11 protein-coding genes are annotated in these 15,357 nt (G+C 75.0%); 9 read left to right on the top strand and 2 right to left on the bottom strand.

Annotation, left to right across the window (positions count from 1 at the left end):
* The first annotated feature begins 228 nt into the window (after positions 1 to 228).
* From ACFVHB_RS04525 to ACFVHB_RS04500, 6 genes are all read left to right on the top strand, one after another.
* The gene (locus ACFVHB_RS04525; protein ID WP_380315189.1) at positions 229 to 4,398 is read left to right on the top strand and encodes a HAMP domain-containing protein; all 4,170 of its coding nucleotides are present in this window, start codon (positions 229 to 231) and stop codon (positions 4,396 to 4,398) included.
* Complete coding sequence (locus tag ACFVHB_RS04520; protein WP_380314943.1) at positions 4,395 to 6,785, top strand: SpoIIE family protein phosphatase; 2,391 nt, start codon at positions 4,395 to 4,397, stop codon at positions 6,783 to 6,785. Before ACFVHB_RS04525 ends, ACFVHB_RS04520 begins: the two co-directional genes overlap by 4 nt.
* A gap of 173 nt (positions 6,786 to 6,958) precedes the next feature.
* Complete coding sequence (locus ACFVHB_RS04515; RefSeq protein WP_380314941.1) at positions 6,959 to 7,483, top strand: hypothetical protein; 525 nt, start codon at positions 6,959 to 6,961, stop codon at positions 7,481 to 7,483.
* Positions 7,484 to 7,605: 122 nt separating this feature from the next.
* The gene (locus ACFVHB_RS04510; protein WP_380314938.1) at positions 7,606 to 8,037 is read left to right on the top strand and encodes an ATP-binding protein; all 432 of its coding nucleotides are present in this window, start codon (positions 7,606 to 7,608) and stop codon (positions 8,035 to 8,037) included.
* A gap of 121 nt (positions 8,038 to 8,158) precedes the next feature.
* Positions 8,159 to 9,319: a hypothetical protein gene (locus ACFVHB_RS04505; protein ID WP_380314936.1), complete on the top strand. Its 1,161-nt coding sequence runs from the start codon at positions 8,159 to 8,161 to the stop codon at positions 9,317 to 9,319.
* A 151-nt stretch (positions 9,320 to 9,470) separates the two neighbouring features.
* Positions 9,471 to 9,836: a hypothetical protein gene (locus ACFVHB_RS04500; RefSeq protein ID WP_380314933.1), complete on the top strand. Its 366-nt coding sequence runs from the start codon at positions 9,471 to 9,473 to the stop codon at positions 9,834 to 9,836.
* Positions 9,837 to 10,002: 166 nt separating this feature from the next.
* Here the strand turns inward: ACFVHB_RS04500 and ACFVHB_RS04495 are convergent, their stop codons facing one another.
* Entirely contained in the window at positions 10,003 to 10,905 is a 903-nt protein-coding gene (locus ACFVHB_RS04495) for a LysR family transcriptional regulator (RefSeq protein ID WP_380314930.1), read from the bottom strand.
* A 65-nt stretch (positions 10,906 to 10,970) separates the two neighbouring features.
* On the opposite strand from ACFVHB_RS04495, the gene ACFVHB_RS04490 reads away from it, so the two are divergent.
* Entirely contained in the window at positions 10,971 to 11,753 is a 783-nt protein-coding gene (locus ACFVHB_RS04490; RefSeq protein ID WP_380314927.1) for an NAD(P)-dependent oxidoreductase, read from the top strand.
* A gap of 73 nt (positions 11,754 to 11,826) precedes the next feature.
* Here the strand turns inward: ACFVHB_RS04490 and ACFVHB_RS04485 are convergent, their stop codons facing one another.
* Positions 11,827 to 12,702, bottom strand: coding sequence for an MBL fold metallo-hydrolase (locus ACFVHB_RS04485; protein ID WP_380314926.1), 876 nt, complete (start codon positions 12,700 to 12,702; stop codon positions 11,827 to 11,829).
* 148 nt (positions 12,703 to 12,850) lie between these two features.
* Between ACFVHB_RS04485 and ACFVHB_RS04480 the strand changes: the two genes are divergently transcribed.
* Both ACFVHB_RS04480 and ACFVHB_RS04475 read left to right on the top strand, forming a co-directional pair.
* Positions 12,851 to 13,870 (top strand): AraC family transcriptional regulator, encoded by a 1,020-nt coding sequence (locus ACFVHB_RS04480; protein ID WP_380314923.1) that lies wholly within the window; start codon positions 12,851 to 12,853, stop codon positions 13,868 to 13,870.
* Positions 13,871 to 14,242: 372 nt separating this feature from the next.
* The gene (locus tag ACFVHB_RS04475; RefSeq protein WP_380314920.1) at positions 14,243 to 15,337 is read left to right on the top strand and encodes a sugar ABC transporter substrate-binding protein; all 1,095 of its coding nucleotides are present in this window, start codon (positions 14,243 to 14,245) and stop codon (positions 15,335 to 15,337) included.
* Positions 15,338 to 15,357 lie beyond the last annotated feature (20 nt).

The raw sequence follows: 15,357 nt of genomic DNA, 5'->3' as shown, positions 1-15,357 counted from the left end.
GGCCCGGGCGCCCCGGGGACCGCGGCCGTCGGGCCGGACCGCCCCGTCTGTCACCGTGCCCGATCCGGTGGCACAGTGGAAGCCGGGGCGGCGGTCGCCGCCCTTCGCGGCCGGGGTCGTCCGAACGCTCTCCCCGGCCGTGCGGCCGATCCGGAGGCGGGACCAGTGGACGACCTTCCGGCGACACCTCCGTCCTCCGCCACCCCGCAGCCGCCTCCGGGCCCGTCGGTGCAGCTGGCGAAGCAGGGGCTGCGACGGCTGCTGGCGGGGCTCACGGCGGTGCGCGACGGCGACTTCGGCACCCGGCTGGCGCTCGACCAGCCCGGCCTGCTCGGTGAGATCGCCACGGTGTTCAACGGCATGGCCGACCAGCTGTCCCGGGTGACCTCCGAGGTGATCCGGGTGGCGCGGGAGGTCGGCGCCGACGGGCGGCTCGGCGGTCAGGCGCAGGTCCAGGAGGCCTCCGGGACGTGGCTCGACCTCACCGACTCGGTCAACGCCATGGCGGGCAACCTGACCTGGCAGGTGCGCAACATCGCCCAGGTCACCACGGCGGTGGCCCGCGGCGACCTCACCCAGAAGATCGAGGTCGACGCGCGCGGCGAGATCCTGGAGCTGAAGAACACCGTCAACACGATGGTCGACCAGCTGTCCTCGTTCGCGGACGAGGTGACCCGGGTGGCCCGGGAGGCGGGCACGGAGGGCCGGCTCGGCGGCCAGGCGCAGGTCCCCGGAGTGGCCGGGACGTGGCGGGACCTCACCGACTCGGTCAACTCCATGGCGGGCAACCTCACGAGTCAGGTCCGGGCGATCGCCCAGGTGGCCACCGCGGTCGCGGAGGGCGACCTCACTCAGAAGGTCTCGGTCGACGCGCGCGGCGAGATCCTGGAGCTGAAGAACACCATCAACACCATGGTCGACCAGCTGTCCTCGTTCGCGGACGAGGTGACCCGGGTGGCCCGGGAGGTCGGCACCGAGGGCCGGCTCGGTGGCCAGGCGGACGTCCGGGACGTCTCGGGGACGTGGCGCGACCTCACCGAGTCGGTCAACGTCATGGCGGACAACCTCACCGCGCAGGTGCGGTCGATCGCCGAGGTGACCACGGCCGTCGCCGGCGGCGACCTCACCCAGAAGATCCGGGTGGACGCGCGCGGCGAGATCCTGGAACTCAAGGAGACCATCAACACGATGGTCGACCAGCTGTCCGCCTTCGCGGACGAGGTGACCCGGGTGGCCAGGGAGGTCGGCACGGCCGGCAACCTCGGCGGCCAGGCCACCGTCCGGGGCGTCTCCGGCACCTGGAAGGACCTCACCGACAACGTCAACGTGATGGCCTCCAACCTGACCGGTCAGGTCCGCTCGATGTCCGAGGTGGCCACCGCCGTCGCCCGCGGCGACCTCTCGCGGAAGATCACCGTCGAGGCGAAGGGCGAGGTGGCCGCGCTCGCCGACGCGATCAACACCATGGTGGACACCCTCTCGGTGTTCGCGGACGAGGTGACCCGGGTGGCCCGGGAGGTCGGCACCGAGGGCATCCTCGGCGGCCAGGCCCGGGTGCCGAACGTCGCCGGGACGTGGAAGGACCTCACCGAGAACGTCAACTCGATGGCGACCAACCTCACCAACCAGGTCCGCAACATCGCCCAGGTCACCACCGCCGTCGCCAACGGCGACCTCACCCGCAAGATCGACGTGGACGCGCGGGGCGAGATCCTGGCGCTCAAGACCACCATCAACACGATGGTCGACACGCTGTCCGCGTTCGCCGCCGAGGTGACCCGGGTGGCCCGGGAGGTCGGCAGCGAGGGCCGGCTCGGCGGGCAGGCCGAGGTCGAGGGCGTCTCCGGCACCTGGAAGCGGCTCACCGAGAACGTCAACGGCCTGGCCGGCAACCTCACCCGGCAGGTCCGCGCGATCGCCGAGGTGACCAGTGCCGTCGCTGCCGGGGACCTCACCCGCTCGATCACCGTCGACGCCTCCGGCGAGGTCGCCGACCTCAAGGACAACATCAACGCGATGGTCGGCTCGCTGCGCGAGACCACCCGCACCAACCAGGAACAGGACTGGCTGAAGACCAACCTGGCCCGGTTCTCCGGCGCCATCCAGGGCCGCCGCGACATCCGGGCCGTCGCCGAGATGATCACCGACGAGCTGACGCCGCTGGTCGGCGCGCAGCTCGGCGCGTTCTACCTCGCCGAGGAGACCGGGGCCGGCACCGAACTCGTCCTGATCAGCCGCTACGGCCAGCCGGTCGGCGCCGGACCGCAGCGGCTGCGACCCGGCGAGTCCCTGGTCGGACAGGCCGCCCGCAGCCGCCGGAACGTCAGCGTCGACGACCTGCCGCCCGGCTACGCCACCATCACCTCCGGCACCGGCGCCGCCGACGCCCGCTCCCTCGTGGTGCTGCCGATCGCCCTGGAGGAATGGCTGATCGGCGTCATGGAGTTCGCGTCCGTGCACCCGTTCAGCCAGGTCCACCGGGACTTCCTGGCGCAGTTCGCCGAGGCCTGCGGCGTCAACATCGGCACCCTGCTGGCCAACGCCCGCACCGACGAACTGCTCGGCGAGTCCCAGCGGCTCACCGCCGAACTCCAGGCCCGCTCGGAGGAGTTGCAGAAGGGCCAGGAGGAGTTGCAGCGCTCCAACGCGGAGCTGGAGGAGAAGGCCGCGCTGCTGGCCGAACGCAACCGCGACATCGAGGCCAAGAACCTGGAGATCGAACAGGCCCGCCAGGAGCTGGAGGAGCGCGCCCGGCAGCTCTCGCTCACCTCGATGTACAAGTCCGAGTTCCTGGCCAACATGAGCCACGAGCTGCGCACCCCGCTCAACAGCCTGCTCATCCTCGCCCAGTTGCTCGCCCAGAACCCGACCGGCAACCTGACGCCCAAACAGGTCGAGTACGCCGGCGTGATCCACTCGGCCGGCTCCGACCTGCTCCAGCTGATCAACGACATCCTCGACCTCTCCAAGGTCGAGGCCGGGAAGATGGAGCTCAGCCCCGAACCCTTCGCCGTCCGCGAGCTGCTGGAGTACGTCGACTCCGCCTTCCGGCCGCTCGCCGACCAGAAGGACCTCGCCTTCACCGTCACCCTGGACCAGTCCGTCCCCGCCGAACTCCTCACCGACCAGGCGAGGTTGCGCCAGGTGCTGCGCAACCTGCTGTCCAACGCGATCAAGTTCACCGACACCGGGCAGGTCGAGCTGCGGATCGAACGCGCCACCGGTGACGACCTCCCCGCCGAACTCGGCCAGGCCGGGGCGGCGGTGGTGTTCCGGGTGGAGGACACCGGCATCGGCATCGACCCCGCCCACGTGGACACCATCTTCGGCGCCTTCCAGCAGGCCGACGGCACCACCAGCCGCCGCTACGGCGGCACCGGCCTCGGTCTGTCGATCAGCCGCGAGCTCGCCCGGCTGCTCGGCGGCACCATCACCATCAGCTCCAGCATCGGCGAGGGCAGCTGCTTCAGCCTCTACCTGCCGCTCGCCGAGCCCCGGACCGAGGTCCGGACCGAGCCGGCGGCGGGTGACGAGCGCCCCGGCCGACCCGCCGAGGAGCCCGGCGGGTCCCGGGTGCTGGTGGTCGAGGCCGATCCGCCCGGGCTGCTCACCCTGCTCGCCGTCGGCGCCGCGGACGCGGCCACCGAAGGCGCCCCGGCCGGGACGCCCGCCCGGACCCCGCCCCGGATCCGCAGCGCCGGTACCCGGGCCGAACTGCGCGCCGCCCTCGCGGAGGGCCCCTACCGCTGCGTGGTGCTCGACCTCGGCCGCTCCGCCGACCTCGCCCCCGCCGTGCTGGCCGGCCTCGAGGAACGCGACGAGGAGACCCTCGTCCTCGGCTACCGCGGCGACGGCGGCACCGCCGCAGGCCTGTCCGCACCGGCCGAACACGGCCCCGGCGGCATCGAACTCGTCACCGGCCTGGACGAGTTGCGCGAACGGCTGATCCGCTGCTTCGGTGGCCACCGGCCCGCGCCCCCCGTACCCGCCACCGCCGGGCGGCTCCCCGACGAACCGCTGGCCGGCCGGACCGTGCTGATCGTGGACGACGACGTGCGCAACGTCTTCGCCCTCACCTCCGCCCTGGAGGAACGCGGCCTGACCGTCCTGCACGCCGCCGACGGCCGCGCCGGGCTCGACCTGCTGCGCGCCCACCCGGAGGCGGCGCTGGTGCTGATGGACGTGATGATGCCCGGGCTCGACGGCTACGCGGCGATCGGTGAGATCCGCGCCGACGAGCGGCTGGCCCGCATCCCGGTCATCGCCGTCACCGCCAAGGCGATGCCCGGCGACCGGGCGAAGAGCCTGGCCGCCGGCGCCGACGACCACGTCAGCAAGCCGGTCGACACGCTCGCGCTGCTCGACCTCATGCGGCAGCTGCTGCTGGGGGCGTCATGACCGGGACGGACGGCCCGGGACGGGGAGGCCCCGGGCCGGGCGGGCGGGGGCCGGACGGCACCGGCGCGGGCGGCGCCGGGCCCGGCGGCGCGGAGGAGCGCGTCGCCCTGGCGCTGGCCGCCACCGTCCGCCGGCTGCAGCGCGGGCTCGACCGGCTCCGCACCGAGGAACGCGAGCGGGCCGCCGTGGACGTCGCCACCGGCATCCTCGCCGAGCGGCTGCGCTGCACCCCCGCCGAGGCCGCCGTGCGCCTCGCCCGGCTCGCCCGCGAGGCCGGGCAGCCGGCCGCGGTGCTCGCCGCCGACATCGCCGGCGTCCCCGGCCCCGCGGACGGTCCGCCCGCCGCCGAGCCCCCGTCCGCCGGCCGTCCGCCGGCCGCGCCGCCCGGCCCGGCCCTGGCCGCCACCCCCGACCTCGCGCACGCCGCCGCCGCGGTGCTCGACCAGACCGCCCGGCCGCTCGGCGTCCACGCCGTCGCCGTCTGGCAGCGGCTGCCCGGCGGAGTCCTCGCGCTGGCCGCCCACGCCGGGCTCACCGCCGCCGACGCCCAGGCCTGGGACCGGGTGCCGCCCGGCGTCGGCACCCCGGCCGAACTCGCCGTCCGCACCGGCCGCGAGCTCTGGCCGGACGACCCGGCGATGCCGACCGCGGCGGGGCCGCTCCCCGCCGGGGCCGACCGGGCCGTCCTCCCGCTGGTCGACCGCGGCCGCTGCCGCGGAGCCCTCGAACTGCGCTGGCCCGGACCGGCACCCCCGCTCACCCGACCGCTGCGCCGCCAGCTCCACGCGCTCGCCGACCTCTGCGCGGGCCTGCTCGACGCGCCGGACCGCACCGGCCCGCCGGGCCCGGCGGGCCTGCCGGAGCGGGAGGGCCCGCCGGAGCAGGAAGGCGCGACGCTGGAGGGGCTGCTCACCCCGGCGCTGCTGCTCGAAGCGGTCCTGCGCGACGACGAGGTCGCCGACTTCCGGATCGTCCGGGTCAACGACCACTTCCGCGACCCGCTCGGCCGGCCCCGGACCGTCGTGGAGGGCGCCTCACTGCTGGAGACCTACCCGGCCGCCTGCGCCACCGGCCTGTTCGACCGGCTGGTCCACGCCCACCGCAGCGGCGAACCCCGGCCCGCGGAGCGCGTGCACCTGGTCTTCCAGAGCGGTGACACCCCGCTGCCCGCCACCGTCCGGCTCGCCGTGGCCCCGCTCGGCCGGCGCCTGCTGGTCAGCTGGCAGCTGGAGACCGAGCGCACCGGCGAGGGCGACCAGGCCGCGCTGCTCCGCCAGGCCCAGCGGCTCGCCCGGGTCTGCGGGTTCCAGGAGTGGACGGCGGACGGCCGGGTCCTCTGGAACGACGGCCTGGTCGACCTGTACGGGTTGCCCGCCGACGCCGCCCCCGTCCCGCTCGCCCGGCTCGCCCGCCACGCCCACCCGGACGACGAACCCGCCATCCGGCGGCTGCTCGACACCGTCCAGCGGCGGCACCGGACCTCCTCCGCCGTCTTCCGGCTGGTCCGCCCGGACGGCACGCAGCGCTACACCCGGATCGTCGCCGAGCCCCTGCTGGACGAGGACGGCCGGCTGACCGGCGTCCGCGGCGCGTACTACGACGTCTCCTCGCAGCACTGGACGGAGGTCGCGCTCGGCGCCACCCGGGAGCGGCTGGCCGACAGCGAGCAGGAGGCGGCCGAACGCGAGCGGCTGGCGCTCCGGCTCCAGCAGGCGATCCTGCCGCCCGAGCCGCCCCCGCTCGACGCCACCGGCCTGCACGCCGCCGTCCGCTACCGCCCGGCGGCCAAACGCGACCGGGTCGGCGGCGACTGGTACGACGTCCTGGCGCTGCCCGACAAGCGGGTGCTGCTGGCCGTCGGCGACGTCGCCGGGCACGGCGTCGGCGCGGCGACCGGCATGGTCGCGCTCCGGCACGCGCTGCGCGGTCTCGCGATGACCGGCGCCGGACCCGGACGCCTGCTGGAATGGGCGAACGGCATCGCGCTGCGCGAACCGGGCCAGGTGACCGCCACCGTCGTCTGCGCGCTGTTCGACCCGGCCGCCGACGAGATCCGCTGGGCCCGGGCCGGCCACCTGCCCCCGATCCGGCTCGGCGCGGGCGGCGCCGAGGTCCTGCCGCTGCCGCACGGCGTACTGCTCGGCGCCCTGGAGGACGCGCAGTACGAGGAGCACACCACCCGGCTGGCACCCGGGGAGGTGCTGCTGCTCTACACCGACGGCCTGGTGGAGCGGCGGGACCGCCCGGTCGAGGAGTCGGTGGACCAGCTGATCCACGCCGCCGGTGCCCCCGGCGCCGACCTGGAGCAGTACCTCGACCGGCTGCTGGAGTTCAGCCCGGCCGACACCGAGGACGACACCTGTCTGATCGCCGTGCGGGCCGCGTAGGCGGCTGGGCGGATCGGGGCGGTGCCGGCCGGGCGGTGCCGGTCCTCGGGCGGTCGGGGTCCCGGGCCGGTCCTCGGGGGTGCAGGTGTTCGGGCCCGTCCGCGTTAGGCCGGGGCCGGTCCGGGTAGGCGCGGCGCGACCGGGGGTGGACGGACCCTGAAAGGACGCGCGCCATGCTGCTCCTCGGACTACTGCTGATGGCCGCGAGCGGGGCCTTCGTCGGCCTGCTGATCGCGGACAACCTCTCCGGCGGGCCGGAGTACCAGGTGACCGTCCTCGGCAACGACCTCGTGACGCTGAACAGCCTGGCGATCTTCCTCTCCGGTGTCGCCCTCGCCCTGATCTTCTGCCTCGGCCTGGCGCTGGCCGGCCTCGCCCGCCGGGCCCGCCGCCCGGTGCGGCCCGGCGCGGACCTTCCCGCCGGGCAGGCGCGGTACGAGCGGCCCGGGCCGGTGACCGACGAGCGGGCGGTCGGCCCGGCCGAGCCGTACGGGCGCGCCGAACCGGCCGAACGTCCCGCCGAGCCCGTCCCGCCCGCCCGAGCGGTCGGCCGGGACGCCGCCCCGGCCGGCCAGGCGCCGACCGCTGCTCGGGCGCGCCCCGAGGAGCCGGCCGCCGCCGGACAGGGAGGCCAGGAGGACGTGGCCCAGGCGCCTGAACGTCCCCGCGGGCGGATCCGGCAGCTCTTCGACCACTGAGCGGCTCCGGCTCCACGTCCGACGCCCGACCGCGCGGTCGGGACCGGGCGGACAGCACGCCCCACGGTCGGGGCGCGACGGCACGCCCCCGCGGACGAGGGGGAGGCGAGAGGAGATGCGGTATGACGGGCCGCCGGCGGCCAGCGCTCCGGGCCAGGTGCGGCTGCGGGCCCGCAGCCGCACCACGGGCGTGCCGGCTCTCGCTCTCGGCCCGGCCCGGGGTCGTCGCCGAGTGCCGCGCCTTCACCCGGGCGGTCCTCGCCGACGACGTGCCCGGCGGAGCCGTGGACGACGCCGTCCTGCTGGTCTCGGAGCTGGTCACCAACGCCTGTCGCTACTCGGCGGAGGCGGGCTCCCTGCTCCTGGTCCGCGGCCCGGGCGTGTTGCGGGTCGAGGTCAGCGACAGCAGCCCGCTGCCGCCGACGCCGCACCGGCCGCACCACCCCGACCGGCCCGGCGGCCTGGGCCTCCACCTGGTGGACCGGCTCGCCCGGTGCTGGGGATGGCGGCGGCAGGGGCCGGGCAAGGTGGTCTGGTTCGAGCTGCCGATGTAGCGCCGGCGATGCGGCGTCCGCCCGTGTGGGGCGGGCCCGGCCGGGTAGGCGCCCGGCGGAGCCGCCGAGTACCGCGGACCGTCCGGGTGCCACGGATCCACCGAGTCCTGGGGAGGCCGTCATGCAACTCGCCTTTCTCGCTCCGCTCCTCGACCGGCCCGGCCCCTGGGCGTCCGTCTTCCTCGACACCTCGCACAGCACGGAGGACGCCACCCAGCGCCAGGACCTGCTCGACCGGACCGCCGTGCGCCGGCTCGCCGCACTGGGCGCCGACGACCGGACCTGCGCGGCCGTGCGGGACCACCTCGCCGCCGAGCCGGCCTCCGCGGCCCCGCCCGGGCGGGCCCTGTTCGCGACGGACGGCGAGGTGGTGCTGGACGTCCCGCTGAGCGGCTCCCCGCCCGACGTGGAGGCGTCCTGGTCGGCCCTGCCGCACACCTCGCGCCTGCTGGGCCTGCTCGACGACCTCGCCATCGCGTGCCTGGTCGCCTTCATCGACCGCACCGGCGCCGACCTGGAGGTCCGCGAACTCGGCCGGTCCGACCGGCTCGGCTCCGTCGCCGGCCCGCAGTGGCAGGGGCGCGGCCCGCACCGCGCGCCGCCCGCCGACCGGTACGAGTGGCACTACCAGCACCGGCGCGAGGACGGCTGGGAACGCACCGCCGAGCTGATCGCCGACGAGATCGCCCGCCGCTGGCCGGAGAGCGGCGCCCGGCTGCTCGTCCTGACCGGCGACGCCCGCGAGCGCCGGGCCGTCCACGACCGGCTGCCGCAACAACTGCGCGCGGAGGCGGTCGAGGTGGACGGCGGCGGCCGCGCGGGCGGCATCGCGGCCGAGGCGTTCGACCGGCAGCTCGCCAGGGCCTGGCAGGAACACCGGCAGCGCCGGCTCGACACCGCGCTGGCGGACTTCCGGGCCGGCCTCGGACGCCCGGGCGAGCACACCACCGACGGCGGCGGCACCGAGGCGGCGCCCGGCGCGGCGGCCCAGGGCGTGCCCGCCGTGGTCGCCGCGGCCCGGCAGCACCGGGTCGCGACCCTGCTGATCCAGCAGGGCGCGGCGGACGCCGAACGCCAGGTGTGGGTGGGCCCGGAGCCCGAGCACGTCGCCGTCCAGCGCGGGGAGGTGCGCACCATGGGCGCCGACGGGGTGGAGCCCGCCCCGGCGGCGGACGCGCTGCTGCGCTGCGCCGCGGCGACCGGGGCCGAGGCGCTGCTCGTCCCCGCCGGGGTGTCCGGCCCGGCGGGCGGTGTGGGCGCGGTGCTGCGCTGGCAGCCCTGACGGCCCGACTGCTTCGCAGCGGCACGGCCCGGGGCCCCGTGGCCGGTCTGCCCCGGATGACAACTGGTCTGCCCCGGATGACAACTGTCACGGCACGAAGGTGTGCTGACACACTGCCGGGGGTGCCGGTCGCTGCCCTAGAGTTGGGGACATGATCAAGGACAACGCACAGGGCAACGCACGGGACAACGACAGAACCGACGTCCGGGTGAGCATCATCGGCGGCCACAAGCTGGCCGGGGCGACGATCCACGAGCGGACGGTGACCGCCTCGCTGATCGGTGGCGCGGACATCGACCTCACCGACGTCGACCTCCCCGACGGCGCCGAGCTGAAGATCACCAAGCTGAGCCTGATAGGCGGCGTCAGCATCACCGTCCGGCCGAACGTCCGCGTGGTGGTCGGCGGCATCCGTCTCGGCGGTGTCAGCGACGACGGCCCGACCGAGCCCGGCGGCCCGACCGTTCGGGTCGACGCCTGGGGTCTGCTCGGCGGCGTGCGGGTGCAGCGGGCCTGAGAAGACGGGGCGCGGGCCCGAGAAAGGCCTGACCCGGGTCCGACGCGGCGCCGAAGCCCAGGTCCGACGCGGGGCCGAAGCCCAGGTCCGACGCGGGGCCGAAGCCCAGGTCCGACGCGGGGCCGAAGCGAGCTTGACGCGGGCCTGGTGCGGTCCTGACGCGGGCTCACGGCGCGGCCGTGGCCTCCGCCGCCGCGCGCAGGGTGTCGAGGAAGGCGGCGGTGGCCGGCGGCACCGAGCGGCCGCGGAGGGTCGCCGTCCGCACCAGGCGGACGGGCGTGTCCTCGGGGTGCAGCGGGACCAGCGCGAGGTCGGGCCGAGCGGCGCGGGCGGCGAGGGAGGGGATGAGCGTCACCCCTAGCCCGGCGGAGACCAGCCCCAGCTTCGCCGTCCACCCGGCCACCGCGTACTCGACGCGCGGACGGAACCCGCTGCGGACGCAGGCGGCCAGCAGGGTGGACTCGGTCTGCCGGCTGGCCGCGATCCAGTCCTCCTCGGCGAGTTCGGCCAGCCGGAGCCGGCGCCGGGCGGCCAGCGGATGGTCCCGGGGCAGGGCCACCAGCACCGGGTCCTCGGCGAGCGGGCAGAGGTCGAACAGCTCGTCGTCGTAGGGGTGTTCGGGGTAGCCGGCGATGACGGCGAGGTCGATCTCGCCGTCCCGCAGCCGGCCGAGCAGGGCTGCCGAGAGCCCCTCGGTGAGCGAGATCGCGACCTGTGGGTGGGCGGCGCGGAAGGCCGCCAGCGCGCCCGGCACCAGTGCCGCGTTGGCGCTGTCGAAGGCGCCGACGCGCAGGCGGCCGAGGCTCAGTCCGGTGACTGCCGCCAGGTCGCGCCGGGTGCCGTCCAGCCGGTCGAGCAGCGCCTCGGCGTGCGGCAGCAGGGCCCGCCCGTGTTCGGTCAGCCGGACGCCGCGGGCCAGCCGGTCGAACAGCTGGGCGCCGAACTCGGCCTCCAGTGTGGAGATCTGACGGGATATCGCCGACTGGGTGTATCCCAGGCGCTCCCCGGCGGCGGTGAACGACCCCAGATGGGCGGCGGTGCGGAAGACTTCGAGCCAAGCCATGTCCATGGTGCATGGCTACCATGCGGGACATTCGTTTGTCGCCTGCCTCGGCCGACCCTAGCGTGGTGGCCATGGAGAAGATCGCATTCCTCGGACTCGGTCGGATGGGGCTGCCGATGGCCCGCCGACTCGCCGCCGCCGGACACCCGTTGACGGTGTGGAACCGTACGCCCGCCAAGGCCGACGGCCTCGACGAGGCGGCCACGCCCGCCGAAGCCGTCCGGGGCGCCGGCCTCGTCATCACCATGCTGGCCGACCCCGCGGCGGTGGAGTCGGTGGCCGCGCGCTTCACGGCGGAGCTGGCGCCGGGCACGCTCTGGATCGACATGTCGTCCATCGGCTCGGCGGCCACCGCCGCCCTGCGTGCCCAACTGCCGGACGGCACCGGCCTGGTGGATGCGCCGGTGCTGGGCAGCGTGGGTCCGGCCGCCACCGGCGGACTGACCGTGCTGGCCGGCGGCCGCACCGAGGACCTCGACCGGGCGCAGCCCGTGCTCGACACCCTCGGCACGGTGGTCCGCTGCGGCGGCCCCGGTTCGGGCGCGGCGCTCAAGCTCGTCGTGATCAGCGCGATGGTCGGCGGGGTCGCGGTGGTCGCCGAGGCGCTCAAGGTGGCCGACTCGCTCGGCCTGCCGGAGGAGCTCACGCTCGGGGTCCTCGCCAAGGGGCCGTTGGGCGGCGTGGTGGCGCGCGCCCGCAGTCTGGACTCGGACTTCCCGGTCCGGCTGGCGGCCAAGGACCTCGCGCTGGCCGGCGGCGGCCCGGTCCTCACCGCCGTCCGCGACCTGCTGCTGGCGCACCCGGACCTCTCCGAGCAGGACCTGGCCCGGGTGGTCGACGCGGTCCGCGGCTGACCCCCGGTTGAACGTCCGCTGCCGCCGGGCCGGCCCGCCCCCTGTGCCGGGCCGGACCGGTGGCAGCGCCGGGTCAGGCCGCCCAGCGGGAGACGGTGAACCTCGTACCGGCGCGCCGCACTTCGGCCGCCCCGGAGCCGCCGAAGTGCGCGGGGATCACCAACTCCCGCTGGTCCGACGCGCGTTCGAGGACGCGCAGCCGGCTGGCGGCGGCCTGCTCCTGGTCCTCGCAGAAGCAGCTGTTGCAGGAGGGGTGCAGGATCTGCACCGGACTGTGCAGCAGGTCGCCGACGAACACGGCGCGTTCGCCGCGCGAGGCGAGCCGCAGCACGGAGGAGCCGGGGGTGTGGCCGGGGGCCGCTTCCAGGGTCAGCGCGTCGTCGATCCGGTGGCCGCCCTCCCACAGCAGCGCCTGCCCGGCGTGCTGGACCGGCAGGACGCTGTCGGCGAACAGGTGGTACCCGTCGCGGCGCGGGTCGGTGGCGGCGGCCAGGCCCGCGTGGTCGGCGGCCGGTAGGAGGTAGACGGCGTTGGGGAAGGCCGGCACCCAGGTGCCGTCCCGGTCGACGGTGTTCCAGCCGACGTGGTCGGCGTGCAGGTGGGTGTTGACCACCACGTCGACCTCCTCCGGCCGGACGCCCGCCTCGGCGAGCCGGGCCGGGAGGTCGCCCTGCCGCCGGTGGAAGTGCGGCGACTCCGGCCGCTCGCGCCCGTTCCCCACGCCGGTGTCGACCAGCACGGTCCGGCCGCCGTACCGGATCACCCAGGTCTGCAGCGCGCCGACGTAGCTGTCGGTGGCCGGGTCCCAGTGGTCGGGCGCCAGCCAGTCCTCGTTCTCCTTCCAGGTGGCGGCCGTCACCCCGGGCACGATGACCGGGGCCGGCGCGAACGGCCCCTGAAACTCCCGGACCCTGATGATCTCGGCGTCGCCGAGCACGATCGGCTCCATGCTGTCCCTCCCGCGAAGTCCTGCGGCGGCGCTCCCGCCCCGCTCCGCCATCGAGCCTAGGGAGCCACCCTGAGCCGCTCAATGCCCGTTCGGCTCAACTGGCTACGTGATCCGCTCACGGCTGCGCCGTGCGGGCTACCATGGCCGCATGGACGTGGTCAGCGACGCGATCGCCGCCGTGCGGATCGGGCGGCCGTCCTCCAACCGGTTGCGGGTGGCGGGCCGGTGGTCCACCCGGCTCCCCGCGTACGACGGGGCCGGGTTCCACGTCGTGCTGGCGGGCGGCTGCTGGCTGCTGCCGGACGGCGGCGCGCCGGTGAGCCTGGGCGCCGGCGACGCGGTGCTGCTGCCGCACGGGACGGGCCATGTGATGGCGAGTGAGCCCTTGGAGCCGGGCGAGGCCGAGCGGGCGGTGCCCATCGACCGGCTGCTCGGCCCGGGCCGGCCGGTGCCGCCACCCGTGGGCCCGCCCACGGGAGCGGCCGAGCGGGGTGGCCCGGTCGCCGAGCTGCTCTGTGGCAAGTACCGGCTGGACCACAGCCGAAGCCACCCGCTGATGCGCGAGCTGCCGGACGTCGTCCATCTGCCGAACCGGGTCGGCGGTCACCCCCACCTGCGGGCGGCCGTCGAGCTGTTGGGCGGAGAGCTGGTCGACGACGGGCCCGGCGCGGCGCTGGCCGTGCCCAGCCTCATCGACCTGCTGCTGGTGTACATGGTGCGCGCCTGGCTGAGTCGGGAGCCTGGCGCCGGTGCGGCCGCCCCCGCGGCGGCCGAGCCCCCGGGGGCGGCGGACGCGGTGTCCGCCGGCGGTCGCTGGCCCGCGGCCCTCGCCGACCCGGTGGTGGCCGCCGCGCTGCGGGCCCTGCACGAGGACCCGGCCCGCGCCTGGAGCGCCGACGGCCTCGCCGCCGCGTCGGGCGTCTCGCGCGCCACCCTGACCAGGCGGTTCACCGCGTTGGTCGGCCGGCCGCCGATGGCGTACCTGGCCTGGTGGCGGATGACCCGGGCCGCGGCCCTGCTCCGGCAGACCGACGATCCGCTGGAGGCCATCGCCCGCCGGGTCGGCTACAGCACGCCCTACGCCCTCTCGCACGCGTTCAGCCGGCTGTTCGGGACCACCCCGGGCCGCTACCGGGCCCGTGGTGCGGACGGGGCGGGCGCCGACTGAGGTGGTCGGTGTGACCCTCCGCGCTCACTGGTCCAACTCTTGAACGCAAGAGCTGTCCACCCCTCTACTTGTCAGAGGAATGTGTGGGCGCTGCGGAGGGTCGGTGATGGCGCGCCCCTGGTTCGACCATCTCAGGTCCGTACCAGGTCAGCGTCGCCCCCTGTGCGATTTCGTCCGTTCTGTCATGTCCTGTCATGGTGGCGTTCGGAGTTTCCTCCAAGTTTCGATCGCGGGTAGGCGTTCATGAAGATAACGAAAAGCCCTCGACTGGCCGCTGCTTGGATTTACTTATTGACGTCATGCGTGACGGCCGGATTAACTCCTCCCACCCCGCCGCAGTGTTGCGGCACCGTCAGGGAGGCACCCCCCACCATGAACGCAATGACGCGCCGCCTCGTCATCGGCACCGCCGCGGTCTCGATGGCCCTGTCCATGGCCGCCTGTGGCAAGGCCGGCGGCGACAAGAAGGACGCCGCCGGCTCCGGTGACACCAAGTCCATCGGTCTGCTGCTCCCGGAGAACGCCTCCTCCACCCGGTACGAGTCCTTCGACCGGCCCTTCATCGAGGCCAAGGTCAAGGCGCTGTGTGCGGACTGCAAGGTGCAGTACAGCAACGCCGAGGGCAGTGCCGCCAAGCAGAAGCAGCAGTTCGACACCCTGATCGCCCAGGGCGTGAAGGTGATCATCCTGGACGCCTTCGACGCCAAGTCCACCCAGTCCTGGGTGAAGGAGGCGGCCGACAAGGGCGTGAAGGTCGTCGCCTACGACCGCCTCGCCACCGGCCCGGTCTCCGCCTACGTCTCGTTCGACAACGAGAAGGTCGGCGAGCTCCAGGGCCAGGCCCTGGTCGAGGCGCTGGGCGCCAAGGCCGCGGACGCCAACATCGTCATGATCAACGGCGACGAGGCCGACCCGAACGCCGCCAAGTTCAAGTCGGGCGCGCACAAGGCGCTGGACGGCAAGGTCAAGAAGGTCGTCTACGAGCAGTCCGGTGAGTGGAAGCCCACCGTGGCCGGCCAGAAGATCGGCGCCGCGATCACCCAGTTCGGCAAGGACGGCTTCCAGGCCGTGTACTCGGCCAACGACGGCATGGCGGGCGCGATCATCACCCAGCTGAAGTCGGCCGGGATCGCCGTGCCGGTCGGCGGCCAGGACGCCGGCCTCGACGCCGTCCAGCGGATCGTGGCGGGCGACCAGTCCTACACCATCTACAAGGCGTACAAGCCGCTCGCCGAGAGCGCCGCCGAACTGGCCGTCAACCTGCTCCAGGGCAAGGACGTCAAGGCCGTCGCGTCGTCCACCATCGACAGCGACACCGACAAGGGCATCCCGGCCAAGCTGCTGGACCCCAAGGTCGTCACCAAGGCGAACATCAACGACACCGTCATCGCCGACGGCCTCTACAAGGCCGCCGACATCTGCACCGCCGACTTCGCCGCCGCCTGCACCGCCGCCGGCATCAAGTAGCACCCCCGCCGGGCGCCGCG

Source organism: Kitasatospora sp. NPDC127111, from assembly GCF_042677465.1.
Taxonomy (GTDB): domain Bacteria; phylum Actinomycetota; class Actinomycetes; order Streptomycetales; family Streptomycetaceae; genus Kitasatospora.
The sequence above is the reverse complement of the archived record's forward strand: the minus strand, read 5'-3'. Positions and strand labels throughout refer to the sequence as shown.

Excerpts from the sequence above, each read along its gene's own strand:
- ACFVHB_RS04520 (WP_380314943.1), top strand. The coding sequence starts at position 4,395 with ATGACCGGGACGGACGGCCCGGGACGGGGAGGCCCCGGGCCGGGCGGG.
- ACFVHB_RS04515 (WP_380314941.1), top strand. The coding sequence starts at position 6,959 with ATGCTGCTCCTCGGACTACTGCTGATGGCCGCGAGCGGGGCCTTCGTC.
- ACFVHB_RS04510 (WP_380314938.1), top strand. The coding sequence starts at position 7,606 with ATGACGGGCCGCCGGCGGCCAGCGCTCCGGGCCAGGTGCGGCTGCGGG.
- ACFVHB_RS04505 (WP_380314936.1), top strand. The coding sequence starts at position 8,159 with ATGCAACTCGCCTTTCTCGCTCCGCTCCTCGACCGGCCCGGCCCCTGG.
- ACFVHB_RS04500 (WP_380314933.1), top strand. The coding sequence starts at position 9,471 with ATGATCAAGGACAACGCACAGGGCAACGCACGGGACAACGACAGAACC.
- ACFVHB_RS04495 (WP_380314930.1), bottom strand. The coding sequence starts at position 10,905 with ATGGACATGGCTTGGCTCGAAGTCTTCCGCACCGCCGCCCATCTGGGG.
- ACFVHB_RS04490 (WP_380314927.1), top strand. The coding sequence starts at position 10,971 with ATGGAGAAGATCGCATTCCTCGGACTCGGTCGGATGGGGCTGCCGATG.
- ACFVHB_RS04485 (WP_380314926.1), bottom strand. The coding sequence starts at position 12,702 with ATGGAGCCGATCGTGCTCGGCGACGCCGAGATCATCAGGGTCCGGGAG.
- ACFVHB_RS04480 (WP_380314923.1), top strand. The coding sequence starts at position 12,851 with ATGGACGTGGTCAGCGACGCGATCGCCGCCGTGCGGATCGGGCGGCCG.
- ACFVHB_RS04475 (WP_380314920.1), top strand. The coding sequence starts at position 14,243 with ATGAACGCAATGACGCGCCGCCTCGTCATCGGCACCGCCGCGGTCTCG.